The 19608-nt window shown below is 65.5% G+C and carries 22 protein-coding genes; 8 read left to right on the forward strand and 14 right to left on the reverse strand.

What is annotated here, in order from left to right:
• The first annotated feature begins 71 nt into the window (after positions 1-71).
• On the forward strand, positions 72-881 hold the full coding sequence (locus ACK41V_RS07475; RefSeq protein WP_057266787.1) for a GntR family transcriptional regulator: 810 nt from the start codon (positions 72-74) through the stop codon (positions 879-881).
• Positions 882-906: 25 nt separating this feature from the next.
• Here the strand turns inward: ACK41V_RS07475 and ACK41V_RS07480 are convergent, their stop codons facing one another.
• Positions 907-1479 carry a cob(I)yrinic acid a,c-diamide adenosyltransferase gene (locus tag ACK41V_RS07480; protein WP_409780022.1) on the reverse strand — a complete coding sequence of 191 codons (573 nt, stop codon included), beginning with the start codon at positions 1477-1479 and terminating at the stop codon, positions 907-909.
• A 233-nt stretch (positions 1480-1712) separates the two neighbouring features.
• Positions 1713-2153 carry a hypothetical protein gene (locus ACK41V_RS07485; protein WP_409780025.1) on the reverse strand — a complete coding sequence of 147 codons (441 nt, stop codon included), beginning with the start codon at positions 2151-2153 and terminating at the stop codon, positions 1713-1715.
• 351 nt (positions 2154-2504) lie between these two features.
• Between ACK41V_RS07485 and ACK41V_RS07490 the strand changes: the two genes are divergently transcribed.
• On the forward strand, positions 2505-2870 hold the full coding sequence (locus ACK41V_RS07490; protein WP_409780028.1) for an EF-hand domain-containing protein: 366 nt from the start codon (positions 2505-2507) through the stop codon (positions 2868-2870).
• A gap of 163 nt (positions 2871-3033) precedes the next feature.
• Here ACK41V_RS07490 and ACK41V_RS07495 read toward each other — a convergent pair whose 3' ends face one another.
• From ACK41V_RS07495 to ACK41V_RS07525, 7 genes are all read right to left on the reverse strand, one after another.
• Complete coding sequence (locus ACK41V_RS07495) at positions 3034-3843, reverse strand: amino acid ABC transporter ATP-binding protein (protein WP_409780031.1); 810 nt, start codon at positions 3841-3843, stop codon at positions 3034-3036.
• Positions 3827-4480 carry an amino acid ABC transporter permease gene (locus ACK41V_RS07500; RefSeq protein ID WP_409780034.1) on the reverse strand — a complete coding sequence of 218 codons (654 nt, stop codon included), beginning with the start codon at positions 4478-4480 and terminating at the stop codon, positions 3827-3829. The genes ACK41V_RS07495 and ACK41V_RS07500 overlap by 17 nt, the downstream gene beginning before the upstream one ends.
• Before the next feature lie 6 nt (positions 4481-4486).
• Positions 4487-5161: an amino acid ABC transporter permease gene (locus tag ACK41V_RS07505; RefSeq protein WP_409780037.1), complete on the reverse strand. Its 675-nt coding sequence runs from the start codon at positions 5159-5161 to the stop codon at positions 4487-4489.
• A 68-nt stretch (positions 5162-5229) separates the two neighbouring features.
• A complete protein-coding gene (locus tag ACK41V_RS07510; protein WP_409780040.1) occupies positions 5230-6057 on the reverse strand; it encodes a transporter substrate-binding domain-containing protein in 828 nt (275 codons plus the stop codon).
• Positions 6054-6911, reverse strand: a complete 858-nt coding sequence (locus ACK41V_RS07515) for a GntR family transcriptional regulator (protein ID WP_409780042.1) — start codon at positions 6909-6911, stop codon at positions 6054-6056. Before ACK41V_RS07515 ends, ACK41V_RS07510 begins: the two co-directional genes overlap by 4 nt.
• 147 nt (positions 6912-7058) lie before the next feature.
• Positions 7059-7496, reverse strand: a complete 438-nt coding sequence (locus ACK41V_RS07520) for a DUF2752 domain-containing protein (protein ID WP_409780045.1) — start codon at positions 7494-7496, stop codon at positions 7059-7061.
• Positions 7468-8040, reverse strand: a complete 573-nt coding sequence (locus tag ACK41V_RS07525) for a hypothetical protein (protein ID WP_409780048.1) — start codon at positions 8038-8040, stop codon at positions 7468-7470. The genes ACK41V_RS07520 and ACK41V_RS07525 overlap by 29 nt, the downstream gene beginning before the upstream one ends.
• Positions 8041-8162: 122 nt before the next feature.
• Here ACK41V_RS07525 and ACK41V_RS07530 point away from each other — a divergent pair, with 122 nt between their 5' ends.
• From ACK41V_RS07530 to ACK41V_RS07540, 3 genes are all read left to right on the forward strand, one after another.
• A complete protein-coding gene (locus ACK41V_RS07530; RefSeq protein WP_409780051.1) occupies positions 8163-9587 on the forward strand; it encodes an FAD-binding oxidoreductase in 1425 nt (474 codons plus the stop codon).
• A gap of 140 nt (positions 9588-9727) precedes the next feature.
• Positions 9728-10459 carry a metallophosphoesterase family protein gene (locus ACK41V_RS07535; RefSeq protein WP_409780053.1) on the forward strand — a complete coding sequence of 244 codons (732 nt, stop codon included), beginning with the start codon at positions 9728-9730 and terminating at the stop codon, positions 10457-10459.
• A gap of 76 nt (positions 10460-10535) precedes the next feature.
• Positions 10536-11348, forward strand: a complete 813-nt coding sequence (locus ACK41V_RS07540) for a DUF2007 domain-containing protein (RefSeq protein ID WP_409780056.1) — start codon at positions 10536-10538, stop codon at positions 11346-11348.
• Positions 11349-11358: 10 nt separating this feature from the next.
• Here the strand turns inward: ACK41V_RS07540 and ACK41V_RS07545 are convergent, their stop codons facing one another.
• From ACK41V_RS07545 to ACK41V_RS07565, 5 genes are all read right to left on the reverse strand, one after another.
• Positions 11359-11712 carry an antibiotic biosynthesis monooxygenase family protein gene (locus ACK41V_RS07545; RefSeq protein ID WP_409780059.1) on the reverse strand — a complete coding sequence of 118 codons (354 nt, stop codon included), beginning with the start codon at positions 11710-11712 and terminating at the stop codon, positions 11359-11361.
• On the reverse strand, positions 11709-12068 hold the full coding sequence (locus tag ACK41V_RS07550; protein ID WP_409780061.1) for an NIPSNAP family protein: 360 nt from the start codon (positions 12066-12068) through the stop codon (positions 11709-11711). Before ACK41V_RS07550 ends, ACK41V_RS07545 begins: the two co-directional genes overlap by 4 nt.
• Positions 12069-12243: 175 nt before the next feature.
• Positions 12244-13833 carry an ABC transporter substrate-binding protein gene (locus ACK41V_RS07555; protein WP_409780063.1) on the reverse strand — a complete coding sequence of 530 codons (1590 nt, stop codon included), beginning with the start codon at positions 13831-13833 and terminating at the stop codon, positions 12244-12246.
• Positions 13834-14004: 171 nt separating this feature from the next.
• Positions 14005-14541: a BON domain-containing protein gene (locus tag ACK41V_RS07560; RefSeq protein WP_409780066.1), complete on the reverse strand. Its 537-nt coding sequence runs from the start codon at positions 14539-14541 to the stop codon at positions 14005-14007.
• A 36-nt stretch (positions 14542-14577) separates the two neighbouring features.
• On the reverse strand, positions 14578-15126 hold the full coding sequence (locus ACK41V_RS07565; RefSeq protein WP_409780068.1) for a GNAT family N-acetyltransferase: 549 nt from the start codon (positions 15124-15126) through the stop codon (positions 14578-14580).
• Positions 15127-15295: 169 nt separating this feature from the next.
• On the opposite strand from ACK41V_RS07565, the gene ACK41V_RS07570 reads away from it, so the two are divergent.
• From ACK41V_RS07570 to ACK41V_RS07580, 3 genes are all read left to right on the forward strand, one after another.
• Positions 15296-16360: a ligase-associated DNA damage response exonuclease gene (locus ACK41V_RS07570; RefSeq protein WP_409780071.1), complete on the forward strand. Its 1065-nt coding sequence runs from the start codon at positions 15296-15298 to the stop codon at positions 16358-16360.
• Positions 16357-18069 (forward strand): ATP-dependent DNA ligase, encoded by a 1713-nt coding sequence (locus tag ACK41V_RS07575; RefSeq protein WP_409780074.1) that lies wholly within the window; start codon positions 16357-16359, stop codon positions 18067-18069. The genes ACK41V_RS07570 and ACK41V_RS07575 overlap by 4 nt, the downstream gene beginning before the upstream one ends.
• The coding region (locus ACK41V_RS07580) for a DEAD/DEAH box helicase (RefSeq protein WP_409780077.1) at positions 18066-19608 on the forward strand (1543 nt) is incomplete at its 3' end. The genes ACK41V_RS07575 and ACK41V_RS07580, both read left to right, overlap by 4 nt.

Genomic DNA, 19608 nt, shown 5'->3' on the forward strand with positions numbered 1-19608 from the left:
GCGCGACAATGGGGGCAACAACATCCGCCGGGCCGCGCGACGACAGACAGCAGGCATTCCGGGCGAACACCATGGCCACCAAGACAACTCCCCGCGCCGGCGCCAAGCCACTGCGGGCCACCACCTCGACCCAATCCCCTGCGGCAGTGCCGCTCAAGGCGGCCGCGCAACTGCAGGAAAGCGACCTGCCCGGCCTGCCGGGCCTGCGCACGGGCGACGACGTGGAAACACGCATCTACAACACGGTGTACGAAAGCGTGATGACCCAGCGCCTGACGCCCGGCACCAAGCTGCCCGAGGCCTCGCTGTGCGAGCTGTTCGACGTGCGCCGCGCCACCGTGCGCAAGGTGCTGCAGGCGCTGGCGCACGACCACATCGTGGACCTGCGCCCCAACCGCGGCGCCATCGTGGCCGAGCCCACGCCCGAGGAGACGCGCCAGGTGTTCGAGGCGCGCCGCGCGCTCGAAGGCTCCATCGTGCGCCTGGCCACGCGCCATGCGACGCGCGAGGACATCGCCTCGCTGCGCCAGCAGCTTGCGCAGGAGCACGATGCCATGCACCGCTTCACGCAGCCCGCCTGGGCACGGCTGGCCAGTGCCTTCCACCTGCGACTGGCCGAGCTGGCACGCAACCCGGTGCTGCAGCGCTACCTGATGGAGCTGGTCTCGCGCTGCTCGCTGATCGTGGCGCTGTACGAGCCACCCGGCAAGGCCTCGTGCGAGCACGAAGAGCATGAACGCGTGGTGGATCTCATCGCCCAGGGCGACGCCGACGGTGCGGCGCGCGAGATGGAAGCGCATCTGCTGGCGCTGGAGCACAGCATCACGCTGCAGCAGGAGCGCAGCGACAACAACCTGGCGCGCATGCTGGGAATGGCCTGAGGTCTGCGCAACAGATCCGTGGCGATCAGTTGTCCGCGGCCTGAGATCGGGCCAAGCGCTCGCTCTGCCAGTACACGTCGTCGCCACCATCCATGCGGTTGAGCACGCGGGCCAGCACGAACATCAGGTCCGACAGGCGGTTCAGGTACTGGCGCGGCGCGTCGTTCAGGGTTTCCTCGCTGCCCAGGCCCACCACCACGCGCTCGGCGCGCCGGGCCACGGTGCGGCAGACATGGGCCTGCGATGCAGCGCGGGTGCCTGCGGGCAGGATGAACTCCTGCAAGCGTGGCAGCGATGCGTTGTAGTGCGCCAGCGCTTCGTCGAGTTGCAGCACGGCCTCGGCCTTGAGCAGTTCGTAGCCGGGGATGGACAGCTCGCCGCCCAGGTTGAACAGCTGGTGCTGCACCTGCACGAGCAGGCTGCGCACATCGTCGGGCAAGGGTTCGCACAGCAGCAGGCCGATGTGGGAGTTGAGCTCGTCCACGTCGCCCATGGCGTGGATGCGGGTGCTGTTCTTGGAGACGCGCTGATCATTGCCCAGACCGGTGGTGCCGGCATCGCCCGTGCGGGTGGCGATTTGTGTGAGTCGGTTTCCCATGGCGGTGCCTCAGAGAGTGGGGAGTGGATTCGGTGGAAGTACCACCAAGGTGGTCAGCAATCGGGAGATTCTCCGTCACCGCTGCAACCGCCCGCTTTGCGGGTAGGTATTGGAACCCGTGCCGCTCTGGCACCAAAAGCAACACAGCCCTGCACGCAGTGTGCAGGGCTGTGTTTGTCGAACCTCGTTTCGCCTCCAATGGCGGGTGAGGCGCGGCGCACCTTGTAGCTGGATCAGTTCGTCATCGGGGTGCGGTTGAGCTTGTCGATGTCCGCTGTGGAGACGCCCGTGTTGGTGGGTCGCATGCTGTTCCACGCGCTGGCATGGTAAGTGTCCCATTCTTGTCGTGACACCGTTCCATCGCCGTTGCTGTCCATCAAGCGTGTGTTCACGCGTGTTTGCGCTGTAGCTGCAGCCTTGCCGCCCGCAGCGCTGGGATTAATCTCAGCCACGGGCGCTGCTCGGCCATCACCGGCGGCAGGGTTCGCGGGTGCAGTGCTGCTTTGGCTGGTCCGCATATCTACCTTGTTCTGGGCGTTAGCGGCTGCAGCGCCACCCGATGCGGTGGGGTTGACTTCGGACGGGGGCCGCGCATTGACGCTGGCAGGTGCTTGCGCCAGCGCCGCAGTACATGCCAGAGTGGCCAGGGCGGCGAAGATGGTTTGCTTTTGCATGGAAGGCTCCTTGGGTGGTCAAAACTCGAAAACAAGCGAAATGCTTGGGTTCATTGTTTTGGCCTGCACAGCCTTGGCTTGTAGGACTTGCACCGGCATGCCAGTCAGCCAGCGCACAAGCGGCGGCGCTGGGGAAACACCATCGCAGCCCACATTGCACCTGCTTTTTCCGACGACAAAGCCCACCTACTTTTGGCTACATCCTCCCTGCAAACCGACATAAACGACGCCCTACGGGTTACACGGCGCTGGGAAATGTAGGTCTGCGCAACAGCAGGCAAGAGTGCTGGCCTCCCGGGCGATGCTGCGGTGCAATGCAACCCTGTTCAACTTCGAAGGAGCTTAGCTTCCATGAAAGCACAGCAACAACGCACCCGGTTCGACACGCGCAGCGTGATGCTCTTTGCAGCCATTTCTTTGGGCGGCGCGGGCGCACTGCAGGCACAAGGACAGACCTCCTCGCCTTCGCCTCAATTTGGGCCGTCAGAAAAGTCTTCTCCGCAGGCGGCCCCAAAATTTTCATCAGGCCCAGGTTCGAATTCATCGCCTTTGGCGGCTACCGCAGCCTTTGATCGCGCTGACGCGAACAAGGATGGTCAACTGACCGCAAAGGAAACCGCCAAGCTCCCAGCCATCGGCCAGCGGTTCAAAGAACTCGACACCGACCAGAACGGCACGCTGTCGCGCGAAGAGTTTGGGAAGGGCGCCAACTCCTGATCCATCACTGACACACCAGCACCTTGGCATCTGCCTTGCCAAGGTGTTACTCGCATCGTTTGAGGGCCTTCGGCCCGGAAGCCTGCCCGCGCTGGAACTCCAGGGCGTGGGCAGGCTTTTCTACGTGTGCGACGGCATGAGCGGGTGCTCGTCAACCGGCACGTCAATCGTGCAGCGACGACAAAAACTGCTGCAGCTCCGGCGTCTGTGGGTTGCCAAACAACTCGGCGGGCGTGCCCTGTTCATGCACACGGCCCTGATGCATGAAGATCACGCGGTCGCTCACCTTGCGAGCAAACGCCATCTCGTGCGTGACCATCATCAACGTCATGCCTTCCAGCGCCAATGACTCCACCACGCGCAGCACTTCGCCTACCAGCTCCGGGTCCAACGCCGAGGTGATTTCGTCGCACAACAGCACCTGCGGCTCCATGGCCAGTGCGCGCGCAATGGCTACGCGCTGCTGCTGACCACCTGAGAGCTGATCGGGCATGGCGTCAAACTTTTCAGCCAGTCCCACACGCTCCAGCAGCTTGCGCGCCTGTTCTGTAGCGGCTTGTTTGTCGCGCGCCTTGACCAGTGTGGGCGCTAGCATGATGTTGCGGCCTACGCTCAGGTGCGGAAACAGGTTGAAGCTCTGAAAAATCATGCCCACTTGCTGGCGCAGTTCGCGCATGGCAGTGGCGCTTTCGTGCAGCAATTTTTTTCCATTGACGCTCAGGGCGCCTTCCTGGAACTCCTCCAGCCCGTTCACGCAGCGCAGCAGCGTGCTCTTGCCCGAACCGCTTTTGCCGATGATGGCAATCACCTCGCCCTTTTGCACCTTGAGGTCGATGCCCTTGAGCACCTCGTTGGACCCGTAGGACTTGCGCAGCGCGGTGATGTCGACAATGGTTCGACCCACGGGTGCGGTGTCTGCGGTATCTGCAGCGGGTGAAGTGGTAAAGGTGCCGGTTTCAGTGGCGATTGCCATGGAGTTTCCTTTCAAGGGACTGCGCCACCAGGCTCACCGGGAAGCACAAAACAAAGTACAGCAGAGCGACGCAGGCATACACCAGAAACGGCTGGTAGGTGGCGTTGGAGATCATGCTGCCCGCCTTGGTCAGCTCCACAAAACCGATCACCGACGCCAGCGCGGTGCCCTTGATCACCTGCACCAAGAATCCCACTGTGGGCGGCACCCCGATGCGCAGCGCCTGGGGCAGCACGACGTGGCGCAACTGCTCGCCAAAACTCAGCGCCAGGCTCTGCGCGGCCTCCCACTGGCCCTTGGGGATGGAGGCCACACAACCGCGCCAAATCTCGGTGAGATAGGCGCTGGTGTAAAGCGTGAGCGCAAAGGCTGCAGCCGTCCACGGCGAGGTCTTGATGCCAAACAATGCGATGCCAAAGTACGCCAGAAACAGCTGCATCAGCAGCGGCGTGCCTTGAAACACCTGTACATAGGCGCCCACGGCGCGGTCCATGCCCCGCAGCTTGGACAGTCGCAGCACCAGCAGCAGCAGTCCCACCAGGCCGCCGCCGACGAAGGCGATGAGCGAGAGGCTGACCGTCCAGCGGGCTGCAAACAGCAGGTTGCGCAGGATGTCCCACAACGAAAATTCGACCATGGGGTGTTACCTCCCGACTAGGAAACGAGCACCCACCCACATGAGCAGGCGGCGGGTGAGCATCGACAGCGCCAGGTATACCAGCGTGGCCAGAATGAAGGCCTCGAACGCGCGGAAGGTGTTGCTGGAGATCAGGTTGGCCGCGTAGCTCAACTCGGGCGTGGAGATCTGCCCGCACACCGCAGAGCCCAGCATCACGATGATGATCTGACTCACCATGGCGGGCCACACCTTCATGAGCGCTGGGGGCAGCACCACGCGGCGAAAGGTCTGGCCCGGGGTCAGCGCCAGGCTCTCGGCGGCTTCGATCTGCCCACGGGGCGTGGCCTCGATGCCCGCGCGGATGATCTCGGCCGAATACGCGCCCAGGTTGATCACCATGGCCAGCACCGAAGCCAGTTCGGGCGACAGCTTGACCCCCATCGCAGGCAGGCCAAAAAACAGGAAGAACAGCTGCACGATGAAGGGCGTGTTGCGCACCAGCTCCACATAGCTGGCCACCAGCCAGCGCAGTGGCAGCGCACGCGACCCCAGGTTGCGGGCGCGCGCCCAGGCGCACAGGGTGCCCAGCAACAGGCCCAGCGCCGTGCCCACCACGGTGAGCCCAATAGTCCACACCACGCCGCGCACCAGCAGCGGCCAGGAGGACAACACGTCAGAAAAGTCGAGCGCGATCAGCATGGTGCGTTTGCCCCGCAGCGCTTGTCGCGCCGCGGGCCCGTTGGTTCAGCGGACAGAGGACCGTGTGATCACAGGGGCAGGTCGCCCGAGGGGCGGCCCAGCCACTTGCTGGACATCTTGTCGATGTCGCCGGACTTGCGCGCTTCGGCAATGATCTCGTTCACCCGCAGGCGCAACTTGTCTTCACCCTTCGCCACGCCAATGAAGTTGGGGCTGTCTTTGAGCAGCAGCTTGTATTCGGTCGCCAGGTTCGGGTTTTTGACCATGATGGTGCCGGCCGTAGAGGCGCTGGTGGCAATGGCCTGCGTCTGGCCCGACACAAAGGCCGAGATGCTGGCCGCGTGGTCTTCAAAGCGCTTCACATCCACGCCGGGGGGTGCAACCTTGGCCAGTTCCTGGTCTTCCATGGCGCCGCGCGTCACGGCCACCGACTTGCCGGTCAGGTCGGCAAAGCTCTTGATCGACAGGCTCTTGCTGGCAAACACGGCCTGGAAGAACGGCGCGTACGCGGAGGTAAAGTCGATCACCTTCTCGCGCTCGGGGTTCTTGCCCAGTGTGGAGATGACGAGGTCGGCCTTTTGCGTTTGCAGGTAAGGGATGCGGTTGGCGCTGGTCACGGGGATCAGCTCAACCTTCACCCCAAGCTTGGCGGCGATGTAGTTGGCCATCTCCACGTCGAGGCCCTGGGGCTTGAGGTCGGTGCCGACAAAGCCGTAAGGCGGGTAGTCGGTGGGGATGGCGATCTTGATCTCTTTGGCCTTCATGATGTTGTCCAGCGCGTTCTGTGCGTGCGCGACGGGTGCCATGAGCGCGGCCGACAAGCCCGCAGCGGCCAGCACGCCCAGGGTCAGGCGGCGAAGGGAGGAAGTCGAAGCAGAGGCGCGGAGGGAGGTCATAGCAAGGCTCCTAAGTAGGTGGATGTGTCGTCGGGTGACGCGGGCGGGGTGGAAACGGAATTGCGGGGTAGACGGGGTAGGCGGGGTTTGCGCGAGGCCTTGGCGGGAGTTGTCGCTGCACTGCCCTGCGCAGCTTTGGATTTGCGCGGTAACGGTGGGGCAGAACTCTCCGCAGGCCCGGGGCTTTTGTGCACCGGCGCCAGCGCATCGCGCAACTCGGCCAGCGGGTCGCTGCTGGCCTGCAGACGCAGGGCCGACTGCACGGTGCCGATGTGGTCCGACATGAGCGATTCGGCACGCGCAATGTCGCCTGCCTCCAGCGCTTCGACGATGCGCACATGGTCGGCACAGGACTGCGCGGCGTCGTGCGACGACTGGTAGAGCATGGCGATCAAGGTGGTGCGCGCTGTGAAGTCGCGCAGCGTGTCGGCCAGCAGCGTGTTGCCCAGGCACTCGGCCAAACACACATGAAAGTCGCCCAGCAGAAAACTGCGTGCACCAATGTCACTGCCTGCCAGCGCAGCCTTTTCGCGCTGCAGGTGGCTTTTGAGCTGGCGCACCGCGGCCTTGTCCACCGTCTTGAGCTGGTGCAGCAGCCCCAGTTCGATGACCCGCCGGGCCTCGAAGGCCTCGCGTGCCTCGTCTTCCGAGGGTTCGATCACGTACCAGCCGCGCCGCGCGCTCACGGTAACGATGCCGCGCGTGGACAACCGCGTGAGCGCCTCGCGCACGATGGTGCGGCTGCAGTCGAACAGCATGGCCAGCTGCTGCTCGCCCAGGCGGGAGCCGGGGGCGAGCTTTTGCGCCATCACGGCTTCGATGATGCGGTTGCTGATCTCGGTGGCGGTGGTCATTGCTGTCCACCGATTGCAGGTTCCGTGCCAACTGGTATACAAGTTGGATGCACCACAGTGGCGCATCAAGGCTGTGTGGCCACATCTTGCGGACAGCGGCCACGCACCGGCAGCGAGCGCTGCGCACCAGCCTTGGTGCGCCCGGGCTCAGATCAGGGCAGCCAGCCTCACTGCCCACGACGCCAGCAGCCCGGCAATCACCACCCGTACCGCCACCGGCCCCGCCCAGGGCCAGGGGCGCACCCGGCGCCAGCCAACCAGGCCTTCCGCGGCCCATTGCGCAGCCACCAGGGCCATCACCACCAACAACCCCACGGCACCGGGATTGGCAGACCACGCCGTGGCCCAATCGCCCTGCACAAATGCCGCGCATGCGTGCGTGCCGCCGCACAGGGGGCATGGCAGGCCGGTGAGTGCGCGAAACGCGCAGCCCACGCTGAGCCGGTTGGCAAGCCACCACGGTGTGGCGGCCATCGCGGAGGACAGCAGCAACCCCGCGCCGAGGCGCTGCAAACGCTGTGGCGTGCGCAGCGGCACCCAGCCGCGGGGAGCCGCGTCAGAGCAGCTCGATGCGGACGGGTTCATCGCCGACCAGCTGGCGCGCCATGTAGTACGAGCCGATCATCGACAACGGCGCTGTCAGCAAAACGCCGACGCCGCACAGCAGCGACCCCAGACTGCCCACGATGCCCAGCACGAAAGCGCACACAAAGGCAGAGCCGAGGTTCTTCGTGACGATGCTCCAGGCCTGGTTGAACGCGGCAACACCGTCTTTTTCGCCCTGCGCCACCAGATACAGCGCCACCGTGGGCAGCGCAAGAATGAGCAGCCCCGGGATCACGCACAGAAAGAAGCCCAGCGTCAGCACCAGCGTGCTGATCAGCCCGGCCACGAACGCCGGCACAAAATCATCGAACCCGCGGAACACGTCGCCGATCTGCACCGGCTCCCCGTTGTGCTCTTTGGCAATCATGCGCATGTACCCCACCAGCATCGGCCCCACCAACAGCCCCGCGCTGATGCCCACCACCACCGCCACCAGGAAGGTGGCGACGACATGGGTCACGACGTTTTTGCTGAACAGGTTCCAGGCGCCTGACAGGCAAGTACCCACACTGGCTGTAGCCATAGGATTTCCCTCTCTGAAGTAAAGTGTGAGATCAGTGTATGCCGCGCCCCGGCCGCAGATCCAGCCATTTCTGAGACAACGGCCCGCCCCCCAGGCACACCATTCTTCAGGAGACCCAGACCATGAACGCCCCCACCGCCGCCGCCCACCTTCTGCCCGAAATCAACCTGCGCGATGTGCCGCAGGCCCTCATCGATGCGCTGCAGGTCCGCTTCGGTGCTCAGTGTTCTCTGGCCCAGGCGGTGCGCGAGCAGCATGGCCGGGACGAGGGCTCCTTCCAGGCGCCGCCTCCTTCGGCCGTGGTGTTTGCCCAGAACACCCAGGACGTGGTGGACGCCGTCAAACTGGCCAGCCAATACGAAGTGCCGGTGATCCCTTATGGCGCGGGCTCGTCGCTCGAAGGCCATTTGCTGGCCGTGCAGGGGGGCATCAGCATTGACGTGAGCCGCATGAACCAGGTGCTGATCGTGAACGCCGAAGACCTGACGGTGACCGTGCAGCCCGGCATCACGCGCAAGGCGCTGAACGATGCCATCAAGGACACCGGCCTGTTCTTCCCCATCGACCCCGGTGCCGACGCCAGCATCGGCGGCATGGCCGCCACGCGCGCCAGTGGCACCAACGCCGTGCGCTACGGCACCATGCGTGAGAACGTGCTGGCACTGGAGGTGGTCACCGCCAGCGGCGAAGTCATCCACACTGGCACCCGCGCCAAAAAGAGCAGCGCGGGCTACGACCTTACGCGCCTGATGGTGGGCAGCGAAGGCACGCTCGGCATCATGACGCAGATCACCGTGCGCCTGTACCCGCTGCCCGAGGCGGTGAGCGCCGCGATCTGCTCGTTCCCGAGCATCGAGGCCGCCGTGCGCACCACCATCCAGACCATCCAGCTGGGCGTGCCCATCGCCCGCGTGGAGCTGATCGACCACCACACGGTGCGCATGGTCAACGCCCACAGCAAACTTACCCTGCGCGAAGAACCGATGCTGCTGATGGAGTTTCACGGGTCGCCATCCAGCGTGAAGGAGCAGGCCGAGACGGTGCAGGACATCGCCAGCGAATTCGGCGGCAATGCCTTTGAATGGGCCAGCACACCCGAGGAACGCACCCGTCTGTGGACCGCGCGGCACAACGCCTACTTTGCCGCCGTGCAGAGCCGCCCCGGCTGCCGTGCCATCAGCACCGACACCTGCGTGCCCATCAGCCGCCTGGCCGACTGCCTGCTCGACTCGGTGCAAGAGGCCGAGGACAGTGGCATCCCCTACTTCCTCGTCGGCCACGTGGGCGACGGCAATTTTCACTTTGGTTACCTGCTGGACCCCAACATCCCTGAAGAGCGTGTGACGGCCGAAGACCTGAACCACAAGCTCGTGGCCCGCGCGCTGAGCATGGGCGGCACCTGCACCGGCGAGCACGGCGTAGGCCTGCACAAGATGGGCTTTCTGCTGGATGAAACCGGTGTGGGGGCCGTGGACATGATGCGCGCCATCAAGCGGGCGCTGGACCCGAAGAACATCCTGAATCCCGGGAAGATTTTTGCGCTGTAACTTGCGGCATGCTCCAAGCAAGCGCTGATCAATAACTACTATTTTGATAGCTAGTGGCGCTTATTGGATAAGCGCTAGAGGCTGTTTTCATTCATATTTTGGCATGGGTGGCGGTGTGCCAGCCTGCTGAAGCCCCCACCATGCGCATCGCCCTCGTCTCCGACATCCACGGCAACCTCGCGGCGCTCGAAGCGGTAGCCGCCGACATCCACCGCCGCGGCGCCGACCAGGTGGTCAACCTGGGCGACAACCTCTCCGGCCCGCTGCTGCCGCGCGAGACGGCGCAATGGCTGATGGCATCTGGCTGGCTGTCGCTGGCGGGCAACCACGAGCGGCAGGTGCTTCAACTGCGCCCCGGCCACGGCGGCCCCTCGGATGCCTATGCGCATTCGCAACTGGGTGACGCCGAGTTTGCCTGGATGCGCACGCTCAAGCCCTGCGTACGTCTGGACGACGAGGTGTTCCTGTGTCACGGATCGCCACGCAGCGACCATGAATACCTGCTGGAGACGCTGGACGGATCGGCCCTGCGCCTGGCCCGCCCGGCGGAGATCGCAGAACGCACTGCAGGCGAGGCCTCGCCGGTGATCGCCTGTGGGCATACCCATATTCCGCGCTCGGTGCGCCTGGGCGCGCAACTGCTGGTCAACCCGGGCAGTGTAGGTTTGCAGGCCTACCGCGACGACCATCCGGTTGTCCATGCGGTAGAGACAGGATCGCCCGAAGCACGGTACGCCATCATCGAGCGGGGTTCTCGCGGATGGCTATGCGAACACCGTTGCGTGCCCTACGACCACGAGCCTATGGCAAAACTTGCAGCACAACGCCTGCGCCCGGAGTGGGCGCACGCGCTGCGCTCGGGATACCTATAGCGCCAGCGCCTACCGGCGTGACTGACTGCCTGTGGGCAGACGCCCAACCTTCACGAAATACTCACATCACCTCCACATGCGATCCGTCTACGAACCCGCAAACACAATAGAAGCCCACATGCTCAAGGCCTTGCTGGAACAGCAGGGCATCGCCGCACACGTCGAAGGGAACTACTCTCAATCGGCCATTGGTGGCCTCCCCATGACCGGCATTGTTCGTCTGGAGGTGGACGAAGCAGACTACGTCCAAGCGCGCACCGCATTGATGCAGTGGGAAACTAATCAACCCCCAGCGACTGACGCTGCTGCGCAGGCGCAACCCGCCGTGCGCGAACGGCGCTTTCGCAGCGCTGTCGCCGCAAGCGCCTTAGTGGGGGGCCTTATCGGAGGACTGGGTGTGTGGATCGCACTGCAGGCACCGTTGATATCTGACGAAGCGGACAACAACCGCGACGGCGTGGCAGATGAGATGTGGAGCTACTCGGTCAGCGGCCGCCCGCTGAAGATGGAGATGGACCGGAACTTCGACGGGAAGATCGACCACGTTGTGAAGTACGACAGCAAGGGCGCCGCGACCACCGGAGAGTCAGACGACGACTTCAACGGCAGCTTTGAAGCCCGCATGCGGTTTGCAAAAAACGTTTTGGAGTCTCAGGAGATCGACGCCGATGGCGACGGCTATCCAGAGTTGCGTCACTACTTACCCCACGGTGTTCTGCAAACGATACGTGTGGTGGACCCTAAATCTCACAAAGATTTGCGTGTGGAGTACTACCGCACCCAGCAGCTGACCCACGCCGAGATGGACACCGATCTGGATGGCGTGCTGGACCAGCGGATCGAGTACTCGCCGCTGGGGCAGGTTGTTGCAACGCACCGTTTGCGCTGAAAGACGGCGTTCAACAGCCCGGCCCGTGCACCGCCCGCGAATCCGCAGGCGCCTGTGTCCGGTCGTGCATCCCGTAGTCCCGCACCACGGCCGCCACGCGCAGGCGGTAGTCCGCAAAGACATGGTCGCGCCCCGCTGCCTGCGTGCTGCGGTGTGACTCCTGCTGACGCCAGCGGGCCACCGCATCCTCATCGCGCCAGAAGGACAGGGACAACAGCTTGTCCGGTTCGCTCAGGCTTTGAAATCGCTCGATGGAGACAAACCCGTCCACCTGCTCCAGCAACGGGCGCAGTGCAGCAGCGGCGGCCAGGTAGGCCTCTTTCTGGCCGGGTGCGGGAACCACTTCGAAGATCACGGCCATCATGCGGGGGCTCCGGCATGCGGCAGCGCCGTGGTGTGCGCGGGCAGGCCCAGCGTGCCTTCGACGCCCTGGGTGAAAGTGCGCTCTTCGCGCAGGATGAAGCGCTGCTCTTGCGCCCAGGCGAAGTTGGCGCGGCCTTCGGCGTCGGTGCGCAGACGGGCGCGATAGGCCTCGTAGTCAGCCAGTGAATCAAATCCGATCAGCCCCCAGGCTTCGTAGTTGCTGCCCTCGTGGGGCAAAAAGTAGCCCAGCAGATGGCCGCCGCAGCGGGGGATGATTTGTCCCCAGCGGCGTGCGTATTCGGCAAACAGGTCGCGCTGGAAGGGGTCGATTTCGTAGCGGATGAAGCAGGTGATCATGGTGGGCTCGTGGCATTGGGTTGCGAAGGCCTTCACGATAGGCGCCCGCCGGGGTGCAACGGTTCGCCCTGCGCCGAAGCTTTGCCGCGCCATCCGGCACACTCAAGCGCACGCCAGATCGGCAGGGCAGCTGCCTTGCCTGCATCGATCAGGCCGTGCGCGTCAGCGAGGCAGCTCAGTTCACCCGGATCAGCCGCCAGTCAATGCGGTTGTCCGGCCGCTGCACCAGCTCCACGTTTTTCTTCATCGCCCAGGCCAGCATCTGGTTGTGCAGAGGGATGTGGGCCACGGTGTCGTTTTGCAGTTGCAGGCCTTCGGTCAAAAGGCGGTTGCGCACGGGCAGGTCGGTTTCGGTCTTCACACGGTCCACAACGTAGTCCATGCGTTCGTTGCTGTAGCGGCCCAGGTTGTAGTTGCCGTCACCGCCGGTGGTCTTGGTGCGGGTGAGCGACTGCAGGGTGTACAGCGCATCGAACGTGGGCACGCCCCAGCTGAGCAGGGCAATGCTGGCCTCATGCCGCTGGGCCATGGGGTAGTAGGTGACGGCGGGCAGCGTGCGCAGCTTGGCCTTCACGCCGATGCGTGACCACATGGAGGTGATGGCCTGGCACAGCTCTTCGTCCTGCACGATGGCGTTGTTGCTGCAGGCAAAGTCCACCTCAAAGCCGTCCTTGTAGCCCGCCTGGGCCAGCAGGTCCTTGGCGGCATTGGCGTCGTAAGCCAGGCGCTGGTCCACAGCGTCTGTCCAGCCGTTGACCAGCGGCGACACCATGGCGCCCGTGGGTTTGGACATGCCGCGCATGGTCACGCGCTGCAGCGTGGCGCTGTCGATGGCTTGGTAGAGCGCCTTGCGCACGCGCAGGTCCTTGAGCGGATTCTTGCCCTTGATGTTGCTGCCCACAAGCTCGTCGCGAAACTGGTCCATGGCCAGGTACACGGTGCGGTTCTCCACCATCTCCATGACCTTGAGGTTGGGGTTGGCCTTGATGCGCGCCAGGTCCTGGATGCTGGTGTCACGCACCATGTCCACCTCGCCCGACAGCAGCGCAGCGATGCGTGTGGCTTCGGATTTGATGGGGGTGTAGGTGATCTCGGTCACGTTGCCTTCGGCCTTGCCTGCGTTCCACCAGTTGGGGTTGGCAGCAAACACGATCTTCTGGTCGGGCACCCATTCCTTGAGCACAAACGGCCCAGTGCCCATGGCATTGCGGTGCGAATAGGTTTCGTCCTTGGCTTTGATGTCCTTGGGCTCTACGGCGTTGTTCTTTTCAGCCCAGGCCTTGCTCATCACGCGCAGCTCGGTCAGCTGGTTGAGCAGAACGGGGTTGGGGTTCTTCAAAAAGATGTCAATCGTCTCGCCATCGACCTTGGCGATGCGGTCCATGCCCTGGGTGTAGATGGAATACGTCGACGTTTTGCTCATCGCGCGCTGCAGCGAATAGACCACGTCATCCGCTGTCATAACCGACCCGTCACTGAACTTCACGCCCTGGCGCAGCTTGATGCGCAGCTGTGTCGACGTGACCTGCTGCCACGACGTGGCCAGCAGCGGCTCGACCTTGAGGGTGCGGCTGTTGAACATCACCAGCGACTCGTACACCGCGGCATGGATGCCGTTGCCCAGAGCACTGTTCTGCGAGTGGATGTCCATGGTCTGGATGTCGCTGGAGCCGGCCCACTTGAACGGTTTTGCCGACGCAGTGGGTAACACAACGGTTGCCAGGGCCAGGGTGGTGGCCGCCAGCAAGGAGAGCTTGAATTGCATGAAGTGGTCCTTCGTGAATGAAGAATGGAGAACCGGCAATATGCAGCAGGATGCGGGCCAGCCCAAGCCCCGCCAAGTCGTGTGTGGCGCCGGTGATTCATCCGCCACCAGGGCGATTGCGCAATCTCTGCGGCTGCGATAAGCGCAGGGAACCGTGCATGTTGAAAACTTCTACGGCACCGCCAGCGGATACCGCGCCGCACCACGCGCAGTGCCCACCTGCAGCAGGTTGATGACACCCATCACGTCGTCCACCAACCACACCGCTTTCTCCAAGGCTTCGGACTGCGTCTGTGACTGCACGCAGCCCTTGAGCGTGACCAGGCGCCGCTCGCCCAGCACCCACACGCTGGTGTCGTCAAAGCGGCCTTCCTCGCGGATGTAGCGCTGAACGCGCGGGATGATTTCTGCGTCGTACAGATACGAGTTGGGCAGGCGGCAGCGCCCCACGCGGTGGCAGCTGCCGCCATGCTGTGAGCGCACATGGGCCAGTTCGCGCACCTCGGCCTCAGTGTACAGCGGGCCCTCGGGCACTGGGCATTGCGGGAGCGCGCTGGTGACCTGCACGAACGGGTCGTTGAAGGCGTTGGTGCGCGGGGCCGCGCTGTCGGCCACCTGGGCAGACGCCAGAGACGGCGCCATGGCAGCCACCAACCCACACGACACGAAGAACAGGAAGAGCCGGAAGAACACACCAACACGACACATACATGGCTCCTTTGCTGTATGGCAAAAAGGCGCGGCCTACAACACGATCTGGTACCGCGCAAATTCTCTGCGGCCTTTGAACACACAGTCGTGCAGGGTAAAACCAAAGCCCTCATACAGCGTGCGCAACGCTTGCCGGTCGGCCACGCAGTCCAGCCGCAGATAGCGCAGCCCCCCCTTGATGGCGTGCTCGCGCGCAAACGCCAGCAATGCAGCAGACACCCCCTGCCCCGCCCAGGCGCGCCGCACTGCCAGCTTGTGCAAAAACGCGGAAGTGCCCGGCTCGGCATCCGGCCAGAAGGCCAGGTCCTCACGCTGAAATCGCACCACGCCTGCCACATCGCCGCCCGCTCTGGCAACCACATACAGCCCGCCATCTACATCCTGCTGCACGCTGGCATCGCTGAAATCAGACACGGCCCACAGCGGTTGCTGGTGGTCTACCAGCCACTGCGCGGCCTCGCGCAGCACCGCAGCAATGGCGGGCGCGTCTGACGGACCGGCGAATTCGGTGTGCATACAAAAGCGGTGTTGGCCTGCAGACAGGGAGGGTATGCGCAGGAAGATGGGGTGAAGGGATGCCATTCGGCTCGAAAGGAATGGTCATCATCAGGTTACTCACATATTCATAGCTACTAGCGCTTATGGAATAAGCGCTAGAGGCCATTTTCATTCAAATTCTAGTGACAAAATCCTGTTTCACAAAACCTAGCCCGCTCCCCGGCTTTGGCTTGCCGCCTACGATGCATCGCCCATGCCCAGCAGCGACCTGATCGTCCACCGCCCCGAAGGCCTGTACTGCCCGGCCGGCAATTTCTACATCGACCCCTGGCGGCCGGTGGACCGGGCCGTGATCACGCATGCGCACTCGGACCATGCGCGCATGGGCTCGGCGCACTATCTGGCGCACCAGGACAGCGAGGGCACGCTGCGCAACCGGCTGGGGGCGGACATAGCCCTGCAAACGCTGGCCTACGGCGACACCATCGACCACCACGGCGTGCGCCTGTCGCTGCACCCGGCGGGGCATGTGCTGGGCTCGGCCCAGGTGCGGGTCGAGCATGGCGGCCAGGTGTGGGTGGCCTCGGGCGACTACAAGCTCGAGGACGATGGCACCTGCCCGCCGTTCGAGCCGGTGCGCTGCCATACCTTCATCACCGAATCGACCTTTGGCCTGCCGATCTACCGCTGGCCCTCGCAGCCTGTGCTGTTCGCCGACATCAATGCCTGGTGGGCCGCGAATGCGTCTGCCGGCAAGGCCAGCGTTCTGTATGCCTATGCCTTCGGCAAGGCGCAGCGGCTGCTGCACGGGGTGGACGCGGGCATCGGCCCCATCGTCGTGCACGGCGCGGTGGACCCGCTCAATGCGGTGTACCGCGCAGCAGGGGTGACGCTGCCGCCCACGCTGCGCGTGACGGACCCGGGGGTCACCAAGGCCGAGCTGCGCCGCGCGCTGGTGCTGGCACCGCCTTCGGCGGCTGGCACGCCCTGGCTCAAGCGCTTTGGCGAGCATTCCGATGCCTTTGCCAGCGGCTGGATGCTGGTGCGCGGCGCGCGCCGGCGCCGCGGGGTGGACCGGGGCTTCGTGATGAGCGACCACGCCGACTGGCCCAGCCTGCAGAAGGCCATCGGCGCCACGGGGGCCGAGCGGATCATCGTGACCCACGGCAGCACCGAGGTGATGGTGCGCTGGCTGTGCGAGCAGGGGCTCGATGCCCAGGTGTTCGCGACCGAGTACGGCGCCGACGACAACGAGGACGATGCGGGTGCTGCGCCGCCAGCACAGGCCGATGCGCCGGCACCCGAGGCCGCTGCATGAAGGCCTTTGCCCAGCTGTTCCAGGCGCTCGATGCCACCACCGGGCAGTCTGCCAAGCTGGCGGCGCTGGTGGCCTACCTGCGCGTGGCGCCGCCCGCCGATGCGGCCTGGGCCACCTACTTCCTGGCGGGGGGCAAGCCGCGCCAGATGGTGCCCACCAAGCGCCTGAAGGCGCTGGCGCAGGAGGCGTCGGGCCTGCCCGAGTGGTTGTTTGAAGAGAGCTACCAGGCCGTGGGGGACCTGGCCGAAACGCTGGCCCTGCTGCTGCCTGCGCCCGCCCAGCCAGTCGATTTGCCGCTGGCCGAGTGGATGGCCCAGCTGCTGCCCCTGCGCGCCCTGCCGCCCGAGGAGGCCGATGCCCGGCTGCGCACGCAGTGGGACATGCTGGCGCCGGAGCAGCGCTTCGTGTACTTCAAGCTCATCACCGGCAACTTCCGCGTGGGAGTGTCGCGTCTGCAGGTGACCCAGGCGCTGGCCACCGTGAGCGCGCTGGATCCCAAGCGCATCGCCCACCGGATCATGGGCTACACGCAGATCGGCCGGCAGCCGCAGGCGGGCGACTACAGCGCGCTGGTGGCGCCTGTGGAGGAAGCTGCGGACGGCGACACGGGCAGTGCGGCGGACCCAGGCATGGCCGGCCAGCCCTACCCCTTCTTCCTGGCCCACCCGTTCAGCCAGCCGGTGGCCGAGATGCCCGCACTGCTGGGCCCGCCCGGCGACTGGCTGGTGGAGTGGAAGTGGGACGGCATCCGCGCGCAGATCGTGCGCCGGGGCGGCGCGGTGTGGGTGTGGTCGCGCGGCGAAGAACTGGTGACCGACCGCTTCCCCGAGCTGGCCGATGCCGCGATGGCGGCCCTGCCCGATGGCACGGTGATCGATGGCGAGATCCTCGTGTGGCTGCCCGACGAGCCCCAGCCCCGCCCCTTTGCCGACCTGCAAAAGCGCCTGGGCCGCAAGACCCTGGGCCCCAAGTTGCTGCGCGAGCTGCCCGTGGTGCTGGTGACCTACGACCTGCTCGAACATGCGGGCCAGGACCTGCGCCAGCAGCCCCAGCAGGCGCGCCGCGCACTGCTGGAGGCTACGCTGCTGCAGCCCGACGCGGCTGCCATTGCACCCGCGCCGCAAAACACCCTGCGCCTGAGCACGCTGCTGCAGGGCAATGACTGGGAAGATCTCGCGCGCCAGCGCGAGGCCGCGCGCGGCATGGGCACCGAGGGCTTCATGCTCAAGAACCGCCAGGCGCACTATGGCGTGGGCCGCACCAAGGACGTGGGCGTGTGGTGGAAGTGGAAGATCGATCCCATGAGCGTGGACGCCGTGCTGATCTACGCCCAGCGCGGACACGGCCGCCGCGCCAGCCTGTACAGCGACTACACCTTTGCCGTGTGGAACGGGCCGCCCGAAGACCCCGAGCGCCAGCTGGTGCCGTTCGCCAAGGCCTATTCGGGCCTGACGGACGTGGAGATCGGGCAGGTGGACGCCATCATCCGCAAGACCACGCGCGAAAGCTTCGGGCCCGTGCGCAGCGTGGATGCGACCATGGTGTTCGAGCTCGGGTTCGAAGGCATCGGCAAGAGCCCGCGCCACAAGAGCGGCATTGCGGTGCGCTTTCCGCGCATGCTGCGCTGGCGCCAGGACAAGACCGTGGCCGAGGCCGATACCTTGCAGACGCTGATGGCACTTTTGCCGGGGCAGGACGCCGCCGCATGAGCACGGCCCGCCGCCCGCGCAAGCCGCTGCCCACAGTGGCCGCAAGTGCGGCTGCAGGGTGGATGGCCGCGCGCGGCTGGCAGCCCTTCGGCTTTCAGCAAGAGGTGTGGCGCGCCATGGGCGAGGGTCGGTCGGGCCTGCTGCATGCCACCACCGGCGCGGGCAAGACCTATGCGGTGTGGCTGGGCGCGCTGCAGCACCTGGCGCTGGCAGGCGCGCCCGTGGTACCCACGGCAGACGCCAGTGCGCGCACGGCCCTGCGCACACGCCGTGCTGTAGCGCCGCCGCTCACGGTGCTGTGGATCACCCCCATGCGCGCGCTGGCGGCTGACACGCTGCGTGCGCTGCAGGCCCCCCTGCCCGACCTGGCACCGGACTGGACCAGCGGCCTGCGCACCGGCGACACGGCCAGCGGCGAGCGCGCCGCGCAGGACCGCCGTCTGCCCACGCTGCTGGTGACCACGCCCGAAAGCGTGTCGCTGATGCTGGCCCGGGCCGATGCCCACGAGCGCCTGCGCCATGTGCAGCTGGTGGTGGTGGACGAGTGGCACGAGCTGGTGGGCAACAAGCGCGGCGTGCAGGCGCAGCTGGCGCTGGCGCGCCTGTCGGGCTGGAACCCGGCGCTGCAGGTGTGGGGCATGTCGGCCACGCTGGGCAACCTGCAGGAGGCGCTGGACACGCTGCTGCCCCGCCCGGTGCAGGGCGCCACCGCCGCACCGCCCGCCGTGCTGGTGCAGGGCCGCATTGACAAGGCGCTACGGGTGGACGTGATGCTGCCCGCCAAGGTGGACCGCTTTGCCTGGGCCGGCCACATGGGCCTGGCGCTGCTGCCGCAGGTGGTTGAGTCCATCGAGGCGTGTGCGTCGTCCAAAGTGTCGCACCACCTTTCGGATGCCGAAGATGGCACGCTGCCATCGGCTCACAGCGCAAGGCGCAGTCCGCAGCCAATACCGGAAGTATTGGCAAGGACTGCAACGCAGCGATGTGAGTCGGTGGCAAGTGACAGCCGGCATCCGAAAGGTGGTGCGACACTTCTGTTCACCAACACCCGTTCGCAGGCCGAGCGCTGGTACCAGGCGCTGCTGGAGGCACGGCCCGACTGGGCGGGTACCCTGGCATTGCACCATGGCTCGCTGGGCCAGGAGGTGCGTGCCTGGGTGGAGAACGGGCTCAAGGCCGGCCTGCTCAAGGCGGTGGTCTGCACGTCGAGCCTGGACCTGGGCGTGGACTTTCTGCCCGTGGAGCAGGTGCTGCAGATCGGCTCGGCCAAGGGCGTGGGACGGCTGGTGCAGCGCGCGGGCCGATCCGGGCACGCGCCGGGGCGCACGTCGAGCATCACGCTGGTGCCCACGCACAGCCTTGAGCTGGTGGAGGCCGCGGCTGCGCGCCATGCGCTGGCGCTGGGCCGGCGTGACCCCGTCCAAGTTTCCATGTTCCCGATCGCGCTGCCTGCATCCGCCACCCCGTTGCCGGCCTCGGCAACGCTCCAAGCCGGGCTCGAACGCCTGGCACTGATGCGTCTGGGCTTCTGCCACCGGT

Source organism: Acidovorax sp. (assembly GCF_046291265.1).
GTDB lineage: Bacteria > Pseudomonadota > Gammaproteobacteria > Burkholderiales > Burkholderiaceae_C > Acidovorax.